Source organism: Erythrobacter epiphyticus, from assembly GCF_034653295.1.
GTDB lineage: Bacteria > Pseudomonadota > Alphaproteobacteria > Sphingomonadales > Sphingomonadaceae > Erythrobacter.
The window spans coordinates 152,595-170,429 of the sequence record NZ_JAYEEU010000009.1; the positions used below are offsets into that span (position 1 = coordinate 152,595).

At 63.0% G+C, this 17,835-nt stretch carries 18 protein-coding genes and 1 tRNA gene; 6 read left to right on the forward strand and 13 right to left on the reverse strand.

Features of this window, described 5'->3' with window-relative positions; all coding sequences use genetic code 11:
* Window positions 1-73 precede the first annotated feature (73 nt).
* Both hfq and hflX read left to right on the forward strand, forming a co-directional pair.
* Window positions 74-676, forward strand: a complete 603-nt coding sequence (hfq, locus tag SOQ14_RS11600) for an RNA chaperone Hfq (RefSeq protein ID WP_322898281.1) — start codon at window positions 74-76, stop codon at window positions 674-676.
* Between the two features lie 26 nt (window positions 677-702).
* Window positions 703-1,998, forward strand: a complete 1,296-nt coding sequence (gene hflX / locus SOQ14_RS11605; protein ID WP_322898282.1) for a GTPase HflX — start codon at window positions 703-705, stop codon at window positions 1,996-1,998.
* 4 nt (window positions 1,999-2,002) lie between these two features.
* Here the strand turns inward: hflX and mazG are convergent, their stop codons facing one another.
* The 9 genes from mazG to SOQ14_RS11650 form a co-directional block, all read right to left on the reverse strand.
* The gene (mazG, locus tag SOQ14_RS11610; protein WP_322898283.1) at window positions 2,003-2,776 is read right to left on the reverse strand and encodes a nucleoside triphosphate pyrophosphohydrolase; all 774 of its coding nucleotides are present in this window, start codon (window positions 2,774-2,776) and stop codon (window positions 2,003-2,005) included.
* A gap of 85 nt (window positions 2,777-2,861) precedes the next feature.
* Window positions 2,862-3,038: a hypothetical protein gene (locus tag SOQ14_RS11615; RefSeq protein WP_322898284.1), complete on the reverse strand. Its 177-nt coding sequence runs from the start codon at window positions 3,036-3,038 to the stop codon at window positions 2,862-2,864.
* Window positions 3,035-3,817 (reverse strand): MBL fold metallo-hydrolase, encoded by a 783-nt coding sequence (locus SOQ14_RS11620; protein ID WP_322898285.1) that lies wholly within the window; start codon window positions 3,815-3,817, stop codon window positions 3,035-3,037. Before SOQ14_RS11620 ends, SOQ14_RS11615 begins: the two co-directional genes overlap by 4 nt.
* A complete protein-coding gene (locus tag SOQ14_RS11625) occupies window positions 3,814-4,590 on the reverse strand; it encodes a TatD family hydrolase (protein WP_322898286.1) in 777 nt (258 codons plus the stop codon). Before SOQ14_RS11625 ends, SOQ14_RS11620 begins: the two co-directional genes overlap by 4 nt.
* Window positions 4,590-6,167, reverse strand: a complete 1,578-nt coding sequence (gene metG / locus SOQ14_RS11630) for a methionine--tRNA ligase (protein WP_322898287.1) — start codon at window positions 6,165-6,167, stop codon at window positions 4,590-4,592. Before metG ends, SOQ14_RS11625 begins: the two co-directional genes overlap by 1 nt.
* Window positions 6,160-7,116, reverse strand: coding sequence for a DNA polymerase III delta subunit-related protein (locus SOQ14_RS11635; RefSeq protein WP_322898288.1), 957 nt, complete (start codon window positions 7,114-7,116; stop codon window positions 6,160-6,162). The genes metG and SOQ14_RS11635 overlap by 8 nt, the downstream gene beginning before the upstream one ends.
* On the reverse strand, window positions 7,113-7,769 hold the full coding sequence (tmk, locus tag SOQ14_RS11640) for a dTMP kinase (protein ID WP_322898566.1): 657 nt from the start codon (window positions 7,767-7,769) through the stop codon (window positions 7,113-7,115). The genes SOQ14_RS11635 and tmk overlap by 4 nt, the downstream gene beginning before the upstream one ends.
* The gene (locus SOQ14_RS11645) at window positions 7,766-8,956 is read right to left on the reverse strand and encodes a D-alanyl-D-alanine carboxypeptidase family protein (RefSeq protein WP_322898289.1); all 1,191 of its coding nucleotides are present in this window, start codon (window positions 8,954-8,956) and stop codon (window positions 7,766-7,768) included. Before SOQ14_RS11645 ends, tmk begins: the two co-directional genes overlap by 4 nt.
* A gap of 50 nt (window positions 8,957-9,006) precedes the next feature.
* A complete protein-coding gene (locus tag SOQ14_RS11650) occupies window positions 9,007-10,053 on the reverse strand; it encodes a lytic murein transglycosylase (protein WP_322898290.1) in 1,047 nt (348 codons plus the stop codon).
* A gap of 90 nt (window positions 10,054-10,143) precedes the next feature.
* Between SOQ14_RS11650 and SOQ14_RS11655 the strand changes: the two genes are divergently transcribed.
* From SOQ14_RS11655 to SOQ14_RS11665, 3 genes are all read left to right on the forward strand, one after another.
* A tRNA-Ser gene (locus tag SOQ14_RS11655) sits at window positions 10,144-10,233 on the forward strand.
* Window positions 10,234-10,317: 84 nt separating this feature from the next.
* Window positions 10,318-10,725, forward strand: a complete 408-nt coding sequence (locus SOQ14_RS11660) for a hypothetical protein (RefSeq protein WP_322898291.1) — start codon at window positions 10,318-10,320, stop codon at window positions 10,723-10,725.
* Between the two features lie 53 nt (window positions 10,726-10,778).
* Window positions 10,779-11,555 carry a PDZ domain-containing protein gene (locus SOQ14_RS11665; RefSeq protein ID WP_322898292.1) on the forward strand — a complete coding sequence of 259 codons (777 nt, stop codon included), beginning with the start codon at window positions 10,779-10,781 and terminating at the stop codon, window positions 11,553-11,555.
* A 52-nt stretch (window positions 11,556-11,607) separates the two neighbouring features.
* Here the strand turns inward: SOQ14_RS11665 and lpdA are convergent, their stop codons facing one another.
* From lpdA to SOQ14_RS11680, 3 genes are read right to left on the reverse strand one after another with little or no spacing between them, the layout of a single operon-like run.
* Entirely contained in the window at window positions 11,608-13,017 is a 1,410-nt protein-coding gene (gene lpdA / locus SOQ14_RS11670; protein WP_322898293.1) for a dihydrolipoyl dehydrogenase, read from the reverse strand.
* A 1-nt stretch (window position 13,018) separates the two neighbouring features.
* Window positions 13,019-13,417: an acyl-CoA thioesterase gene (locus tag SOQ14_RS11675; protein ID WP_322898294.1), complete on the reverse strand. Its 399-nt coding sequence runs from the start codon at window positions 13,415-13,417 to the stop codon at window positions 13,019-13,021.
* 4 nt (window positions 13,418-13,421) lie between these two features.
* On the reverse strand, window positions 13,422-14,831 hold the full coding sequence (locus SOQ14_RS11680; RefSeq protein ID WP_322898295.1) for a 2-oxo acid dehydrogenase subunit E2: 1,410 nt from the start codon (window positions 14,829-14,831) through the stop codon (window positions 13,422-13,424).
* Window positions 14,832-14,969: 138 nt separating this feature from the next.
* Between SOQ14_RS11680 and SOQ14_RS11685 the strand changes: the two genes are divergently transcribed.
* Window positions 14,970-15,404, forward strand: a complete 435-nt coding sequence (locus SOQ14_RS11685) for a universal stress protein (protein ID WP_322898296.1) — start codon at window positions 14,970-14,972, stop codon at window positions 15,402-15,404.
* Between the two features lie 8 nt (window positions 15,405-15,412).
* Here the strand turns inward: SOQ14_RS11685 and rnr are convergent, their stop codons facing one another.
* Complete coding sequence (gene rnr / locus SOQ14_RS11690) at window positions 15,413-17,740, reverse strand: ribonuclease R (protein ID WP_322898297.1); 2,328 nt, start codon at window positions 17,738-17,740, stop codon at window positions 15,413-15,415.
* Between the last annotated feature and the right edge of the window lie 95 nt (window positions 17,741-17,835).

The window sequence follows — 17,835 nt, forward strand, 5'->3', positions numbered from 1 at the left end:
GAGCATCCGGCGTGGATAGTCTCGCCAATTTGCCGGTCTCATCGAAGGCCAGCCAAGAACAGGAGCATTGAACATGTCCACCGGGCGAACTCTCTCTCCGCGCCCTCGGCCCGCCACCAGCGAGGCAGCCTCCGCAAAATCAGGCGGTGGTGGCAACACAGCGGGTGGCCGGCAAGGCAGCCTGCAAGATGCTTTTCTGAACCTGCTGCGCAAGAACAAGGTGCCGGTCACCATGTTCCTTGTCAAAGGCGTGAAATTGCAGGGGATTGTCACGTGGTTTGACAATTTCTCGATCCTGCTGCGTCGCGATGGCCAATCGCAGCTTGTATACAAGCACGCCATTTCCACCATCATGCCGAGCCAGTCGCTCAACCCCGATCAGTTCCAGCAACGCGGCGGCGGCAAGAATGCCAAGCTGCTTCAGGATATCTTCCTCAGCCGGGTGAGCGATGCCCATGTGCAGGTGACGATGTTCCTGGTGAATGGCGTGATGCTGCAAGGGCGCATTGCCGCCTATGATCTGTTCTGCATGCTGCTCGAACGTGACGGCGCGGTGCAACTGGCCTATAAGCATGCCGTCTCGACCATCCAGCCCGCGCAGCCGGTGGACCTCACCAGCGATGGCGATGATGGCGAGGATTATGACGATGATTTTGACGATAGGGCAGACGACTGAGCTTTGATGAAACCCTGCTGGACGAGGTGACGCGCGGCGCGCGGGCGCTTGTCCTGTGCCCTGATATCAGAGCCTTGCGCTATGATATTGATGCGGGCGAACGGCTCGAAGAGGCTTGCGGACTGGCGCTGGCGATCGGCGTTGTGATCGCGCACGCCGCGATCCTGCCCATTCGCCAGATGCAGCCGAACACGCTGTTCGGCTCAGGCCAGGTCGAAAAGATCGCGGTGTGGTGCGAACAGCACGAAGCCGAATTGGTGATCGTGGATGGCGCCTTGACGCCAATCCAGCAGCGCAATCTCGAAACCCGGCTCAAGCGCAAGGTGATCGACCGGACTGGGCTGATCCTCGAGATTTTCGGTGAGCGTGCGGCCACAGCCGAAGGGCGCTTGCAGGTCGAACTCGCGCATCTCGATTATCAGCAGAGCCGTCTGGTGCGTAGCTGGACTCACTTGGAGCGTCAGCGCGGCGGCTTCGGCTTCCTTGGCGGGCCGGGGGAAACCCAAATCGAGGCAGACCGGCGGATGATCCGCCAGCGGATGGGCCGGTTGCGGCGCGAATTGGAACAGGTCCGCAAAACCCGCGCGCTCCACCGAGAACGGCGGGGGCGCGCGCCGTGGCCGGTGATCGCGCTGGTCGGCTATACCAACGCGGGCAAATCCACGCTGTTCAACCGGCTGACCGGCGCTGATGTCATGGCCGAAGACCTGCTATTCGCAACGCTTGATCCGACCATGCGCGCGATCCGGCTGCCGGGCGTCGAAAAGGCGATCCTGTCCGATACCGTGGGCTTTATCTCCGATCTGCCGACGCAGCTTGTCGCGGCGTTCCGCGCCACGCTTGAAGAGGTGACGGGCGCGGACATCATCTGCCACGTGCGCGATATGGCCAATCCTTCACACGCCGCGCAGAAAAAGCAGGTGATGGACGTCCTTGCCGATCTTGGCGTGGTTGATGACACAACCGGCATCAGTGCGATCCCGATCCTTGAAGTGTGGAACAAGTGCGACCTGCTGCCCGCTGATGTGCGCGCCGAATTGACCGAGGCCGCCGAAGGGCAGGTGGCGGTGATGCTGTCAGCCGCGACCGGGGAAGGGGTCGCGGCGCTGGAGGAACAGCTTGCCACGATGCTGACCGGCGGGGCGCAGGAAATTACCGTGATGCTGCCGCTCAGCGATGGCCGCCGCATGGCGTGGCTGCATGCCCATGGCGAGGTGATTGCCGAGGCCGATGTGGCCGACGGCGAAAGCGGCCCGCAACGCCGGGTGACAGTGCGCCTCAACCCCAAGGAGCTGGGCCAATTCGCCGCCTTGTCGGCGTAGCTCTTCAGCCGCCTTTTTCGGCGGCTTTGACTTTCCGCCACAGGCTTTCCTGCTCTTCGAGGTTGAGCGTGGCAAAGCGGCCTTCGGCCAGCGCTTCCATCCCTTTGAAACGGCGTTCGAATTTGGCATTGGCCGCGCGCAAGGCCTCTTCGGCAGGGATGCCGTGGGCGCGCAGGAAATTGACCACCGCGAATAGCAGATCGCCCGCTTCCTCACGCTTGGTCTCAGGCGGAGCATCCTTGAATTCGGCCAATTCCTCGGCAATCTTGGCCTCGGAGCCCGCGGGATCGGGCCAGTCAAACCCGGTGCGCGCGGCGCGTTTCTGAAGCTTTTCCGCCCGCAGCAGCGCCGGAAGCGCCAGAGCAACGCCATCAAGTGCGCTTTCTACGCCTTTGTTCTGGCGTTCCTTTTCCTTGAGGTCTTCCCAACGCGCTTCATCCATCGCGCCGGTCTGATCGCCGAAAATATGCGGATGGCGCGCTTCCATCTTGGCGCTGATGCTGGCGGCGACGTCATCGAAACCGAACAGGCCGGCTTCTTCGGCCATGCGGGCGTGGAACACGACTTGGAGGAGCAGATCGCCGAGCTCATCGCGCAGATCGGCCATATCGCTGCGGGCGATGGCATCGGCGACTTCGTAGGCTTCTTCGATCGTATAGGGCGCGATGCTGGCGAAATCCTGCGCGAGATCCCAGTCGCAGCCTTCGCGGGGATCGCGCAGCCGCGCCATGATGGCCAGCAGTCGGTTGATGGGGGGAGATGTGGCGGGGTCGTGCATCGCAAGGAGACCTCAATTCAAGATTGATAATATATATTATGTTAAATTAGGCAAGACGTGCAGAGGCTCCCAAGCCCGGCCGCCCTCACATCAACAGCAGCACAACCACAAAGGCGCCAAGAAAGATCGCGGCCCACACCAGCGCCATCCCCACAATCTGCCGCGCGCCAAGCCAGTAAGACGCAAACCCGCTCACCACCAGGATCAGCCAGCCGACCATCGCGACCAGCGAGATCATCTGACCTTGCGACCATTCGTTCATGCCACCAGCTCCAGCCCATCAAACCCGACGGTAACGAATTCCGGCACTTCATCGCACAGCGTGCGGTAATCCATGCTCTTGTCGAGATGGCTGAGCACGACGCGGCCCGCCTTGCAGCGTTCAGCCAGCTCAATCGCCATTGCGAGATGCGCATGGGTGGGATGCGGTTCACGGCGCAGGCAATCGCTCACCAGAATATCAACTTTGTAGAACAGATCGATCATGTCATCAGAAATGGCACTGAAATCCGTTGCATAAGCGATACTCTTGCCATCCGCTTCAAAGCGATAGGCCGTCGTCTCGCCGCTGCCATGCGCCATCTGGCACCAGTCCACGCCAAAGCCAGCGATCATCCGCAGGCGATCCAATGTGTCGATCGTGCAAATCGTCGGATAGCCATCCTGCCCGGCAAAGACATAGCCAAAGCGCTGACGAAGCCGCCGCACGGTTTCCGCCGCGGCAAAACCGGGTATCGGCCCGGCACGGCCATAGCGCATGACCCTGAGATCATCGATGCCGTGGCAATGATCGGCATGATCATGCGTCCAGAACACCGCATCGATCGAAGGGATACGATTGGCGAGCAACTGCGCGCGGCAATCGCTTGACGTATCGACCAGCAGCCGCGCGCCTTCCGCGCTTTCGACAATGATCGAAACCCGCGTCCGCCGGTTGCGCGGCTCGTCCGGATCACAGTCGCCCCAATCACCCGTCCCGTCCGGGCCGCCAACGCGGGGCACCCCGGTTGACGTGCCCGAGCCGAGCATGATCAGCTTCACAGCCCGGCCTTTGCGAACAGGCGGGCGAAGTTGGCGGTGGTTTGCCGGGCGAGGACTGCGGGTGAAACCCCGCGCAGTTCCGCGACAAATCGCGCGGTGTCAGCGACGAAGGCAGGCTCGCACACCTTGCCCCGGTTGGGCACTGGCGCAAGGAAAGGACTATCGGTTTCCACCAGCAAGCGATCTTGCGGAATGATCTTTGCAATATCCTGCAAGTCCTTGGCATTCTTGAAGGTGACAATCCCCGACAGCGAGATTGTCAGCCCCAGTGCCAGCACCTTCTCGGCAAAATCGGCCGATGCAGTAAAGCAGTGGATCAGCGCGGGGAAAGCGCCCTTGCCCATTTCATCGGCGAGGATTGCGTGGGTTTCGTCCTCCGCATCGCGGGTATGGATGATCAGCGGCAACTGCGTTTCGCGCGCGACATCAATATGCATGCGGAACAGCGCTTGCTGCACGGCTCTGTCCGACTTGTCGTAATAGTAATCGAGCCCGGTTTCCCCGATCGCAATGACCTTGGGATGGTGGGTCGCCGCCAGCAGCACCGCGCGGCCGAGATCGGCGTGGGCATCGGCCTCGTGCGGATGAATGCCGACGCTGGCGAAGATATCCGGCTCACGCGCGGCGGTAGCGATCACCTGATCCCACTCGCTCTGCCGGGTCGAGATGTTGAGGAAGGCCCCTACCCCGGCCGCCCGCGCACGGGCAATCACCATGGCCTGCTCCTCGATGAGGCCCTTGTATTCAAGGTGGCAATGGCTGTCGATCAGCATCAGGCGCTTGCCCCCTCATCGGCGGGCAGTTCCAGCCGGGGGAACAGCGGGGTCGGCGGGGCGACGGTGTCGCCGCTCGCGACGAGCCGGTTGAACCATGCGCGGTCTTCAAGGGCGGAAAAGTTGCGCTCGGCTTCGGGAATGCCAAGCTGGTCGAGCAAGGACGCTGCCTTGCTCGGCACCACGGGCTGGATCGCAATCGCGAGATCGCGCAGCGCCATGAACAGCGTTTGCAGCACCGCCTTCATCCGGGTGGGATCTGTCTTCTTGAGTGCCCACGGCGCCTGCTCATCGACATATTGGTTGCACGCATAAACCGCGCGCAGCCAGGCCTCGATCCCGGTCGAGAACGACAGATCGTTGAATTCACGCGGGAGTTCGTCGGCGCAAGCCGTTTGCACTGTCGCAAGCAGGGCGGCATCAGCTTCGGCAACCTCGAAGGCCGCAAGCGCCCCATCCATGTTCTTGGCAATCATCGACAGCGTGCGCTGCGCCAGATTGCCGAAGCTGTTGGCAAGCTCGGCATTGGCACGCAAAACAATGGCTTCAGGCGAATAGCTGCCATCCTGTCCGAAGGCGACTTCGCGCATCAGGAAATAGCGCAAGGCATCCACCCCGAATGACTCAGCCAGATCGAGCGGATCGGTAACATTGCCGAGCGATTTCGATTCCTTCTGCCCGCGATTGAGCAGGAAGCCGTGCCCGAACACCTTCTGCGGCACCGGCAGACCCGCGCTCATCAGGAAGGCCGGCCAGTAGATCGTGTGGAAGCGCACGATATCCTTGCCGATCAGGTGCAGGCTCGCCGGCCAGAATTCGCGCATCATCGCCGTGTCATCGGGATAGCCGAGCCCGGTGAGATAATTGGTCAGCGCATCGACCCAGACATACATCACGTGATTGTCCGAACCGGGCACCTTCACCCCCCAGTCAAAACTGGTGCGGCTGACCGAGAGATCGCGCAGGCCTTGTTCGACAAAGGCGATCATCTCGTTGCGGCGGCTGACGGGTTCGAGAAAGCCTGGCGTGTTCAGCAATTCGAGCAGCGGTTCCTGATACTTGGAAAGGCGGAAGAACCAGCTTTCCTCGACCGTCCATTCGACCGGCGTGCCTTGCGGCGACAGGCGTTCCCCGCCCTCGCCTGCAACCAGCTCGCTTTCATCGTAGAACGCCTCGTCGCGCACCGAATACCAGCCTTCGTAGCGATCGAGGTAGAGATCGCCGCTGGCGGCCATCCGCTCCCAGATCGCCTGACTGGCGCGGTGGTGATCGGGCTCCGAGGTGCGAATAAAGCGATCATAAGAGATATTCAGAGCATCGCACATCACACGGAAATAGCCGGACATTTCATCCGCGAGCGAGCGCGGGGTACGGCCCTGCTCCTCGGCCTTGCGCGCCATCTTGAGGCCGTGTTCGTCGGTGCCGGTCTGGAACCGCACGGGCCGCCCCATCAGGCGCTGGAAGCGCGCGATGACATCGGCGGCAATCGCCTCATAGGCGTGGCCGATATGCGGCCGGCCATTGGGGTAACTGATGGCGGTGGTGATGTAGAAGGGGGTGAGATCTCGGTCAGCCATGGGCCGCTTCGCTAGCGGGGGCCGCGGCGACAAGCAAGCTGCCGATCTCGAAGGGCAGCATGGCGGGATCGAAATTGTAGGTCGGTGCTTCCACGGCCAGTTGCACCAGCGCGGCGTGGGTATCGACCAGTTTCAGCCGGTGGCCTTCGTGCGCAGTGGTGCGGGCGCAGCGCGCGGTGAGCGATTGCGCCAGCTCCAGCACCGCCTGCACCCGCTCGCGATCCGCGCGCGGGCCGATCAGCGCCGCCAGCCTGCCGCGCGTCGTAAAGCCCGGATCGCCGCGGGTGATCAGCGTCTCGATCGCTTCGGCGACCGGCGCGAGATCCTGTGCCGCATAGCGCAGTGCCGCGCCGAACGAGCCTTCCGCCGCAGCCAGCATGGCGGGATCGGCGGGAATGCCCTGCGCTGCAAGCATGGCTCCCAACTCGGCATCCGTCAGCACCGGGAAGCGCAGCATCCGGCAGCGCGAACGGATGGTCGGCAGGAGCCGCGCCGCGCGGTTGACCACCAGCAGGAAGAAGGTGCCCTGCGGCGGCTCTTCGAGGCTCTTGAGCAGCGCATTGGCCGCTGCCACTTCGAGATCATCCGCCGGATGAATGATGATGGCGCGCCGCTGGCCGAGCGTTGGCCGGGTCGTCAGCCGCTTCTGCATCGCCCGGATCTGCTTGATGCGGATGCTGCGGGCGAGATCATAGGGCTTGCCATCGGCGGCAGCTTTCTCGGCCTTGTCGTCCTTGGGGCCATAGGTGAGCACGATGATATCGGGGTGATCGCCCGCAGGCTGCGGCACGCCGGGTTCGGCGACCAGTTCACGCGCCGCGGCGAGCGCGAAATCCATCTTGCCAAGGCCCGCCTTGCCCGCGAGCAGCCAACCATGATGCATCCGCTCCCCCGCCAGCGCATCGCGCCATGCGGCCCAGGCGGCGGTGTGGTTGGGCCAGGCGATCATGGCGCGCGGGCCTCCAGCAGCGGCGCAAGCGCGGCCATCACCCGGGCATGGACAGCGGCGGGAGAACCGGTGCCATCGATGATCGCAAAGCCTTGCGGATCATCTTCGGCAAGCCGCCGGAACCGCGCCGCGACCGCGCGGTGATAGGCAAGGCCCCGCCCGCCAATGGCATCGCTGGTATCGCCATCGCGCGCGCGCAGCCGTTCGGCCGCAAGCGCTTCGTCCGCTTCGAGCAGGATCACCAGATCGGGCCGCAATCCGCCGCTCCCGAACTGGTGCAGCGCAAGGATCGCTTCGTCGCCAAGGCCCCCTGCTCCGCCCTGATAGGCGCGGCTTGAATCGACAAAGCGGTCGCAGATCACCCATTCGCCCCGCGCCAAGGTTGGCCGGATCAGATGCGCCACGTGATCGGCCCGCGCCGCCGCGAACAGCAGCGCTTCGGCTTCGGGCGTCCATCCCGCGCGCCCATCTTTGGCTCCGGGCGGTGCGAGCAAAAGCGCGCGGATCGCCTCGGCTCCGGGGGTTCCACCCGGTTCGCGGGTGACAGCCACGCAGCGCCCTTGCGCCCGCAAGGCTTCTGCCAGCAGGCGGGCCTGAGTCGATTTGCCCGCGCCCTCGCCGCCTTCAAAGGCGATGAACCGCCCCGGCATCACCACGGCAGCCACCCGGCCAGCCCATTCACCAGCCGATCCAGCGGGCCGGCCAGCGCCACATCCTCGCGCGCGACCAGCGGAATGCGAGCAGGCGCCATGCCGGGTGAGGTAATGCTCAGCATCGCGACCTCCTGCCCCGCCATAACCGGGGCTTTCAGCGGCCCATCATAGTCGATGGTTGCTGTGAGCGGCGCGCGGTGACCTTGCGGCAGATTGATCGCCACCGCGCTTTCCGGCACCAGCGCAACCTTGCGCGCGGCCCCGTTCTGGACACGCGCCTCGCCGATCACCGCCCCGCGCGGATATAGCGGGCGGCGCTCAAAAGCGGTGAAGCCCCATTCCATGTAGCGGCGCGCCAACTGGGCGCGGGTGCGACCATCGGGGACGCCTGCAAGCACCATCACAAGCCGCTGATCCCCGCGCCGGGCGGTTCCGAGATAATTGAACCCCGCTTCGTTGGTGAAGCCGGTCTTGATCCCGTCAGCGCCGGGGAAGCGCCCGGTCAGGGGATCGTGATTGACCTGCGCAATCCCGTTATAGATGAACCCGGGGTGCCCGATATATTGCCGGAAGAGCGTCGGGTGCTGCCGGATCATGGTGCGTGCCAGCAGCACGAGATCTGCGGCGGTGGTGAACGTGCGGCCTTCATCGGGCCAACCATTGGGGCTCGCAAAATAGCTGCCCGTCATGCCGATGGCGCTGGCCTTGGCGTTCATGGCGTCTGTCCACGCCGGAACCGAGCCGGAAAAGCCTTCAGCCAGCACGGCGGCCCCATCATTGGCCGAGACATTGGCGATCCCCATCAGCAAATCGCGTACCAGCACCTGATCGCCGAGGTTGAGGAACATGTTCGAGCCCTTGCGCCGCCAGTCGCGGAACACCGCAGGGCTCATCACCATCATCCGATCAGGGTCAAGCCGGCCTTCCGCGATTAGCTCGAACGCGAGGTAAAGCGTCATCACCTTGGTGACCGAGGCTGGCACAAACCGCCGCTGCGGGTTGCGGGCATGCAGCACCTGTCCGTTCGAGACATCGACCAGCATGGCAACAGGTGCGCTCGCCGCAGGCGGGAGCTCTGGCGTCACTGGCGCCGGGTTACGCTGGGCGGCAACAGGCACAGCAGCACCGGCGGCCAGCGTCAGCACCAGCGCCAAGCGCGCGATCAGGGAGAAAACAGCCTTCGTCACGCCCGATTCCATAAGCGCGCCCGCCCGCAAAGGCGAGGCACCCGCAGCGACTAGTTCACGATTTCGTCAGCCAGCAGGCCCACGCTCATCGCGTAGTAGTTCGAGCAGTTATATTCGAGGATAACCCGGTAATTGCCGGTGAGCAGCCATGCCGGGGTGCCGGGGCCATCGGGCTGGAAGATGGTCGCCAGCGTATCATCCGCGATCGTCCGGAACGGCGTGACGCCAAGGCTGCGCCACTCGCGCACGGTTTTCCACTGGCTATGGCGCTCATGCACCCGCGGGCAGACCGGCGCGGCCAGGCGATGGCGATAGAGATCGGGGTTGAAGCCCTCGGGCACGCTGGCGCGCACGCCCCACGGCTCGCCCCGCCGCCAACCGGCATCGCGGAAGTAATTGGCAATCGAGGCGAAGGTATCCGCCCGATTGGCGAAGATATCAGCGCGCCCGTCCCCATCGCCGTCGGTGGCAAGGCGCAGATAGACGCTCGGGAGGAATTGCGGATTGCCAAAGGCGCCGGCATAGCTGCCGACCAGTTCGTAACGCGCAAAACCTCTGTCAGCTATCTTGAGCAGGGCTATGAATTCATTGGCAAAGAGTTCGCGGCGGCGCCCTTCCCATGCCAGCGTGGCAAGGCTGCGCGCGAGATCGAAATCACCTTTGACGCGGCCATAGCTGGTTTCGTGCCCGAAGATCGCGACGATGATCGCACCGGGCACGCCATATTGCTGCTCGATGGCAGCGAGCGCCCCGGGATAATCCCTATAGACGCGGCGCCCGGTATTGATCCGTTCGCTGTTCACATGGGTCGCGATATAGGGCGAAAGACGCGGAAACCCGCTCGACGTGCCACTGCCGGGCTGGTTACGATCGAGCAGGATCACGCGGTCATTGGGGGTCAGTCCCGCAGTCATGCGTTCAATTGTGGCCTCGCTCACACCTTCGGCACGCGCCCGCGCCTTGAGTGTTTCGAGATAGGCATCGAAGGATTGGGCTGATCCCATCTGGGCAACCGCCGGTGCGGGATGGACCAGCAGGGTAGCACCCGGGCCGATGGTCAGCAGGGCAAGGGCAGGAAAAGCAAAGCGCAAGTTCATCCGCTGACTGTGTCACAGATTGCCGCCAGCGCCAATGCGCGAAGTGTCGTGACAGCCGCACGAACACGAGCTAGAGGGCGTGCCCTGTGCGGACAGGTGGCCGAGTGGTTTAAGGCAGCGGTCTTGAAAACCGCCGTAGGTGCAAGCCTACCGTGGGTTCGAATCCCACCCTGTCCGCCATTTCTTCCTATCCCATTGAAATCCTTGCTTATCGTGTGATACTCTTGCATCCAAGAATGCAGAATGTTGAGAGAGTCGCTATCGATGCGCTGGAATTGGGTCGCTCACGCCTTGGCCGTTGTTTCTGCCATCATGTTGATCGTGCCGGGCCTCGGTTGGTTGTTCGGCGGCCCAGACGTTATCGCCGAACGCACCGGTTTCCTTGCGCAGAACGAGGCCGAAACGAGGCTCGCCTTCCTGGTCGGGCAGTTCAAGGGCTTGCTGGACCTCTGGCCCATCGCGATTGCCCTGCCGCTTGCCCTGTGGAAATCCTATCGCGAGGCGGCGCTCGTCTGGCTTGTGGCGGCCGTGGTCATACCCGGAGCCGACCTTTACTACCTCATGATCGGCGCAAGCGGCGGGACGCTTCTTGTTCACGGTGGCTACGCCGTCTTGCTTGCGCTGACAGGGGTGGCCTATGGCCAACTCGCCATGGAGGAGCGCGCGGCTTGATAACGCCGCAGCGAACCATGGCTAATAAGCACTAGGGGGAAATTATGCGGAAGATGGCTTGGTTTTTGTTGGCATTATTTGCCCAGCCAGCAGTCGCTAACGATTGGGAGAAGTTTTTCGTCGCGGTCCCCCAGGAAGGGGCGATCGATGCGACTACTGAGCCGGAGGTGCTACCTTCATTTGGGGATATAGACAAAGATTTGGAGGCAATGTTTCGCCGAGGATTTGTAGCAGTTGGGTACACTAGCTTTAACTCTAGCAACAGCAAGACAAATGATGGCGAGCGCTTAGGGAAAAAAATTCATGCGCGTTATATGATCGTTTCGACCAACCTTATTTCCTCCCAGACTGGTATTCTTCCGCTAGTTTTGCCTAACACAACTACAACTTATACAAATGGCACCGCATCAATACAAACACCCAGAGGGTACGCGCAAGGCACATATTCAGGCACTACTACTACTCAAGGAACGCAGACTTCATTTGTTCCTTACACAAATAATCGGTACGCGAAGACCGCAATTTATTTCAAGGAAATTCCTCGCAAAGGCTCTGGCCTAAAAGTCCGCGATCTTTCGAGCGAGGAGATGAAAAAAATTGGAACGCGCCATGCATTTGTTGTGCAATTTGTGCGCGATAACTCGCCCGCCTTTGATGCTGATATTTTTCCTGGCGACATTGTGATCCAAGTTAATGATCTACCTGCGACCGCAACGAATTGGAGGAACTCCATTAACGGGCCGCAGCCGATGCAATTGAAAGTTCTTCGCGATGGCTCACCCAAGGACATCACTATGAATGTTCCTAAAGAATGGCAGGGATTGCCCTAGCTTCGATCAGTTGATTAAATGCGAGGGTTTTTCTTTTTCGCCAGACATGCCTTCAGAAATGCAGCGCCCGCCCGTAAGCGTCGAGCACGCTTTCATGCATCATTTCCGACAGCGTCGGGTGCGGGAACACCGTTTGCATCAGCTCCGCCTCGGTCGTCTCGAGCGTCTTGCCGATGGTGTAGCCGTGGATCAGCTCGGTCACTTCCGCGCCGACCATGTGCGCGCCGAGAAGTTCGCCGGTCTTCGCATCGAACACCGTCTTGATGAAGCCTTCGGCCTCGCCGAGCGCGATGGCCTTCCCATTGCCGATGAACGGGAAGCTGCCGACCTTGATGTCGTAGCCCGCTTCCTTCGCCTTGGCTTCGGTAAGGCCGACGCTGGCGATCTGCGGGTGGCAGTAGGTGCAGCCGGGGATGGCGTTGCGGTTGAGCGGATGCGGGTGCACTTCGGTGTTGCCGAGTTCCTGCGCGATGGCTTCGGCGCAGGTCACACCTTCATGGCTCGCCTTGTGCGCCAGCCACGGCCCGGGCGTGCAGTCGCCGATGGCCCAGAGGCCCGGCGTCTTGGTGCGGCCATAGGGATCGATCTGGATGAACCCGCGCTCCATCTCGGCCAGCCCTTCGAGGCCGATATTCTCGGTGTTGGGCACGATGCCGATGGCGACGATGACATAGGTGAAGTCGCTGGTGGCGGCGTTGCCGGCCTTGTCCTTGATGGTGGCGGTGATGCCCTTGTCGGACACCGTGATGGCCTCCACCCCGGCGCCGGTCATGATGGTGATGCCTTGCTTCTTGAGGCTCTTTTCGAGGAAGCTTGAAATATCCGCGTCTTCCACCGGAACGATCCGGTCGAGCATCTCCACCACCGTCACATCACTTCCCAAGTCGTTGTAGAAGCTGGCAAACTCGATCCCGATCGCGCCCGATCCGATCACCAGCAGCTTGGCCGGAAGTTCGGTCGGGGTCATGGCGTGGCGATAGGTCCACACGCGCTTGCCGTCCGCCGGGGCGAAGGGCAGATCGCGCGCGCGTGCGCCGGTGGCGACGATGATGTGCTTGGCGGTGAGGGCTTCCTCGCCCTTTTCGCCTTTCACCGTCAGGCTGTTCGCACCAGTGAGCGTGCCGGTACCCATGTGGACGGTGACCTTGTTCTTTTTCATCAGGTGGCCGATGCCCTGGTTGAGCTGCTTGGCCACCCCGCGGCTGCGCTTGACGATAGCGGCCAGATCCGCCTCGATTCCCTGCGCGACGAGGCCGTAATCGCCCGCGTGCTGCATGTAGTGGAAGATCTCCGCCGAGCGCAGCATCGCCTTGGTCGGGATGCAGCCCCAGTTGAGGCAGATGCCGCCGAGGTTCTCACGTTCGACGATCGCCGTCTTGAGCCCGAGCTGCGCGCAGCGGATCGCCGCCACATAGCCGCCGGGGCCGGAGCCGAGCACGATCACATCATAATCATTAGCCATTTCAACTTTCCTTGGGGAGGATAAGAGAGGGTTTGTTCGTAAGGGCGCGCGGACGGCCGTCCTCGCCGATCAGCACGAATTTGAAGGTTCCGCGCGCGACGGTTTGGGTCGCCTCGCCATTGCGTTCACGGGCCATAGCCTCGGCGGCGATGGTGAGCGAAGTGGTGCCGGTGGCGAGCAGGTCGCAATAGACCGAGAGCTCATCCCCCACCGCCATCGCGCCGGGAAAGGCGAAATCGGTTGCGGAGACGACCACGGCCTTGCCCTGCCCCACGCGGCTTGCGAGCGAGCCCGCGCCCAACGCCATCTGCGCCATCAGCCATCCGCCGAACACCCCGCCATAGGGGTTGGTGTCGGCGGGCATGGCGGTTGCCCTGATCGTCAGTTCGCCCGTGGGCATCGCGTTAGACCACCAGCCCCATCGGGTTCTCGACGAGGCTCTTCAGCGCCTCCATCAGCTGCGCCCCGTCCGCGCCATCGATCGCGCGGTGATCGAAGCTGCCCGATGCATGCATCACGGTGGCAACCGCCAGCGCGCCATCGACCACATAAGGCTGCTGCTGGCCCGCCCCGACGGCGAGGATCATGCCCTGCGGCGGGTTGATCACCGCGTCGAACTGCTTGATCCCGAACATGCCGAGGTTGGAAAGGCTCGCCGTGCCGCCCTGATATTCATGCGGCATCAGCTTGCCATCGCGCGCCTTGGCCGCAAGCGCCTTCATCTCGGTCGAGATCACGCGCAGGCTCTTGCTGTCCGCCTCGGTGATGACCGGGGTGATAAGGCCTGATGGCGCAGCCACCGCCACCGAGATATCGGCGCGGGCATAGCGGCGCAGCGTGTCGCCGTGGAAGCTGACATTGCATTGCGGCACCCGCACCAGCGCCCGGGCAAGCGCCTTGATCAGGAAATCATTGACCGAAAGCTTCACGCCATCGGGCTCAAGCACGGCATTGAGTTCCGAACGCAGCTTGAGCAGCGGATCAAGCCGGATATCCACCGTGAGGTAGAAGTGCGGCACGGTCTGCTTGCTTTCGGTGAGGCGGCGGGCGATCACCTTGCGGACATTGGACAGCTTGTCTTCGGTGTAAGGCGCGCCGCCTGCGACGTCAGAAGCCGGTGTGGGCGCGGGTGCGCTGACTGCGGCCGCAGGGACGGAAGCCGCCACGCTGGCAGGATCGAAGCTTTCGACATCGGCCTTGATGATCCGGCCATTGGGGCCAGTGCCGCTGACCAGCGCCAGATCAACTCCGCGCGATGCGGCGATTTGCTTGGCGAGCGGTGAGGCGATCACACGTTCGCCCGAGGCTGCCACGGAGGCCGCAGCAGGAGGAGGCGCTGGTGATCCGCTTTGACCCGAACCCATCGCTCCCTCGACATCTTCCTTAGTGATCTTGCCCTTGGGGCCGGTACCCGTGAGGCTCGCCAGATCAACGCCGTGAAGCGCCGCCAGACGGCGCGCTGTCGGTGTCGCCGCCGGACCATCCGCCGCCGAGGCCGCCGCAGCGGCATCTGAAACCACAGGCGCAGGCGCCGCCGTGGGTGCTGGTGCGCCTGCCGGTGCGGTGTCCTCGCCTTCGACCGCGAGCCGGGCAATTACGGTGCCGACCTTCACGTTATCTGTTCCGGCCTCGATCAGGATTTCGGCGATCACGCCTTCATCAACCGCTTCGAATTCCATCGTTGCCTTGTCGGTTTCGATCTCGGCCATGATGTCGCCCGACTGGATGGTATCGCCCACCTTGACGAGCCAGCGCGCCAGCGTGCCTTCCTCCATTGTCGGCGACAAGGCCGGCATCCTGATTTCCAAGGCCATGATGAACTTCCACTCCCGAACACACGATCATCTTGCCCTGGCTCTCTGGCCAATTTGCGGCCCCCTCGCAAGGCTTGCCGCGCACGGTCTTGCCAAACCATACGAATGCAGGGATAGGTCGGGCGAACGGGGCATGCCATGCGCACTTTTCTGGTGATCATCGACGAAAGCGAAGAAGCCTCGGCGGCGCTGCGCTATGCTGCGGCGCAAGCTGCGGGCTGCGGCGGTGCTGTGCATCTGCTTGCGCTGGTGGCACAGCAAAGCTTTAGTGCCTTTGGCGGCGTGCAGGCCACGATCGAGGCCGAAGCGCGGGATCGCGCCGAAATGCTCGCCCATGCGGTGGCAGGCAATCTGCTTGCGGAAAGCGGGATCATGCCGACGATTTCGGTGATGATCGGCAGCAGCCAGAAGGTGATCAGCGATTACCTTGCCAAGCACCCCGGGATCGCAGCGCTGGTGCTGGGGGCGGCCAAAGGGAACAATCCGGGCCCGCTGGTGACGCATTTTTCCAGCGCGGCGGGCAATCTGCCCTGCCCGCTTTTCATCATCCCCGCTGATTATTCCACCGATTGAGCGGTGCGCTATTTGCGCCGCCCCTGATGCCGGATGTTGCCCGGACGCCCACGCTTACCCGCGATATAGCCGCCCACCTTGCGCGGGCCCTTGCGCCGATCATCGGGGCGGACACCGCGCGGTTCGATCGCCTGCCCGTTGCTGTCAACCGGCACGAATTTGAGCGCACCTGTCAGCGGGTTGGCCTCGGCAAGCTTGAGCTTGAGCCTATCGCCCGCCGCATAGGTTGTACCGCTATCAGTCCCGATCAACGCTTGGGCGGCCTCATCATGGCGGAATCGCTCTGCACCGAGGGTTGAGACCGGCACCAGCCCATCCCCGCCAAGGCCCACGATCGTGGCGAAAAAGCCGAAGCTCTGCACCCCGGTGATGCGTGTGTCGAACACCTCGCCGATCCGCGCGGATAGCCACGCTGCGACATAGCGATCAATCGTGTCACGCTCGGCCTCCATGGCGCGGCGTTCGGTCTGGCTGATTGCATCGGACACCTGTTGCAGGCTCGCCCGGTCGCGTTCCGAAAGACCACTGGCGGCGGGCAAGTTTGCCTCAGGCGCGGGCTGTTCGAGCTTGTAGGCATCCACCAGCGCGCGGTGCACCAGCAAGTCGGCATAGCGGCGGATCGGCGAGGTGAAATGCGCGTAGGAACCCAGCGCGAGGCCGAAATGCCCGGCGTTGCTCGGCCCGTAATAGGCCTGCATCTGGCTGCGCAGCACCGCTTCCATCACCTGGGCTTTCTCGGCCTCGTCGGTCACATCCTTGAGCATGCGGTTGAACAAGCTGGGCGTGATGACTTGCCCGAGGCTCAGCTTCTTGCCCATCGTTGCAAGGTAATCGCGCAGTGCAATCAGCTTCTCGCGCTGCGGCGGTTCGTGGACGCGGTAGACCACCGGCGCGGTTTTCGCTTCGAGCGCTTTGGCCGCCGCGACATTGGCCGCGATCATGAAATCCTCGACCACGCGGTGGGCATCAAGCCGCTCGCGCACGGCGATGCTGGCGATCCGCCCTTGTTCATCGAGCACCACGCGCCGTTCGGGCAATTCAAGCTCAAGCGGATCGCGCGCGGCGCGCGCCGCCGCCAGAGCCCGCCAGGCATCCCACAAGTTGGTGAGGATCTTTTCCACCTCGCCGTTCGTGTCGAGCGCAGTCGAGACACCTTCGTCATGGCCTCTCGACTTCGCTCGAGGCGAACGGGTTTCTCCATCCACGATCGCCTGCGCATCCTCGTAAGCGATGTTATGCGCGATCCGCACCAGCGCGCGGGTGAAGCGGAACTTGGTAACCTTGCCCTCGGCATCGATCCGCAGATGGCAGGCCATCGCGGCGCGGTCTTCCCCCTCTTTCAGGGAGCAGACATCGGCCGAAAGCACCTCGGGCAGCATCGGCACCACCCGGTCGGGGAAATAGACCGAATTGCCGCGGTTGCGCGCCTCGCGATCAAGCGCACTGCCGGGCCGCACGTAGAAGCTCACGTCAGCAATCGCGACGACCGCGCGAAAGCCCCCCTCGCCATCAGGCTCGGCCCAGATCGCATCATCGTGATCGCGCGCATCGGCGGGATCAATCGCGACAATCGGAAGATGGCGCAGATCCTCGCGCTTGTCGGCAGACAATGGCAGGCGCGCCGCCAGCTTCGCTTCCGCGATGGCTGCATCGGGGAAGACATGCGGAATGCCGTGCTTGGCAATCGCGATCAGGCTGAACGAACGCGGCGCCAGCGGATCGCCGATCACTTCGACCACACGCACCCCGGCCCGTTCCGAGCGGCCCAGCCGTTCGGCAATCACAAGCTGGCCTTCTTCGGCCTCGCCCACCTCGGCAATGCGCGCCGATTGGCGCACGCGTTTATCGATCGGGGCAAGCCATGCCTTGCCGGTGCCGTCGCGCTCGACAATCCCCATCAGCCCTTCGGTGCGCGCGGGAAGCTTCTTCATCGGATAGGCCCGCCAACCGCTTTCCGTCTCCTCGGTGCGGGCGAGCACCCTGTCTCCGCGCCGCAGCGCAGGGCCAGCAGGCTTCGGCCCCTTGCCGCGCGTTTCCCGGATGGTGAGGCGCGGCGGGGTGCCGGGCGCATCCTCGGCCCAACTATCGGGGATGGCGATAAGGTCGCCATCATCAACATCGACGATCCGCAGGACGGTCACCTTGGGCACGCCACCCATCCGGTGATAGGCAGTTTTCTTGCCATCGATCAGGCCTTCTTCGGCCATATCCTTGAGCTGCGCCTTGAGCTTGATCTTCTCCTGGCCTTTCAGCCCGAATGCTTTGGCAATCTCGCGCTTGCCCGCAGGCACATCGGAAGACTGGATGAATTCGATCACCTGTTGCGGCGTCGGCATACCTTGGGGGCGTTTGGGAAGCTTGGGCATGATCCAGCCCTATTACCCCAGCCCGTTCGTGTCGAGCGAAGTCGAGACACCCCCTGTCGATGCGG

Excerpts from the sequence above, each read along its gene's own strand:
- hfq (WP_322898281.1), top strand. The coding sequence starts at position 74 with ATGTCCACCGGGCGAACTCTCTCTCCGCGCCCTCGGCCCGCCACCAGC.
- mazG (WP_322898283.1), bottom strand. The coding sequence starts at position 2,776 with ATGCACGACCCCGCCACATCTCCCCCCATCAACCGACTGCTGGCCATC.
- SOQ14_RS11615 (WP_322898284.1), bottom strand. The coding sequence starts at position 3,038 with ATGAACGAATGGTCGCAAGGTCAGATGATCTCGCTGGTCGCGATGGTC.
- SOQ14_RS11625 (WP_322898286.1), bottom strand. The coding sequence starts at position 4,590 with ATGCTGATCGACAGCCATTGCCACCTTGAATACAAGGGCCTCATCGAG.
- metG (WP_322898287.1), bottom strand. The coding sequence starts at position 6,167 with ATGGCTGACCGAGATCTCACCCCCTTCTACATCACCACCGCCATCAGT.
- SOQ14_RS11635 (WP_322898288.1), bottom strand. The coding sequence starts at position 7,116 with ATGATCGCCTGGCCCAACCACACCGCCGCCTGGGCCGCATGGCGCGAT.
- SOQ14_RS11650 (WP_322898290.1), bottom strand. The coding sequence starts at position 10,053 with ATGAACTTGCGCTTTGCTTTTCCTGCCCTTGCCCTGCTGACCATCGGC.
- SOQ14_RS11660 (WP_322898291.1), top strand. The coding sequence starts at position 10,318 with ATGCGCTGGAATTGGGTCGCTCACGCCTTGGCCGTTGTTTCTGCCATC.
- SOQ14_RS11665 (WP_322898292.1), top strand. The coding sequence starts at position 10,779 with ATGGCTTGGTTTTTGTTGGCATTATTTGCCCAGCCAGCAGTCGCTAAC.
- lpdA (WP_322898293.1), bottom strand. The coding sequence starts at position 13,017 with ATGGCTAATGATTATGATGTGATCGTGCTCGGCTCCGGCCCCGGCGGC.
- SOQ14_RS11675 (WP_322898294.1), bottom strand. The coding sequence starts at position 13,417 with ATGCCCACGGGCGAACTGACGATCAGGGCAACCGCCATGCCCGCCGAC.
- SOQ14_RS11680 (WP_322898295.1), bottom strand. The coding sequence starts at position 14,831 with ATGGCCTTGGAAATCAGGATGCCGGCCTTGTCGCCGACAATGGAGGAA.
- SOQ14_RS11685 (WP_322898296.1), top strand. The coding sequence starts at position 14,970 with ATGCGCACTTTTCTGGTGATCATCGACGAAAGCGAAGAAGCCTCGGCG.
- rnr (WP_322898297.1), bottom strand. The coding sequence starts at position 17,740 with ATGCCGACGCCGCAACAGGTGATCGAATTCATCCAGTCTTCCGATGTG.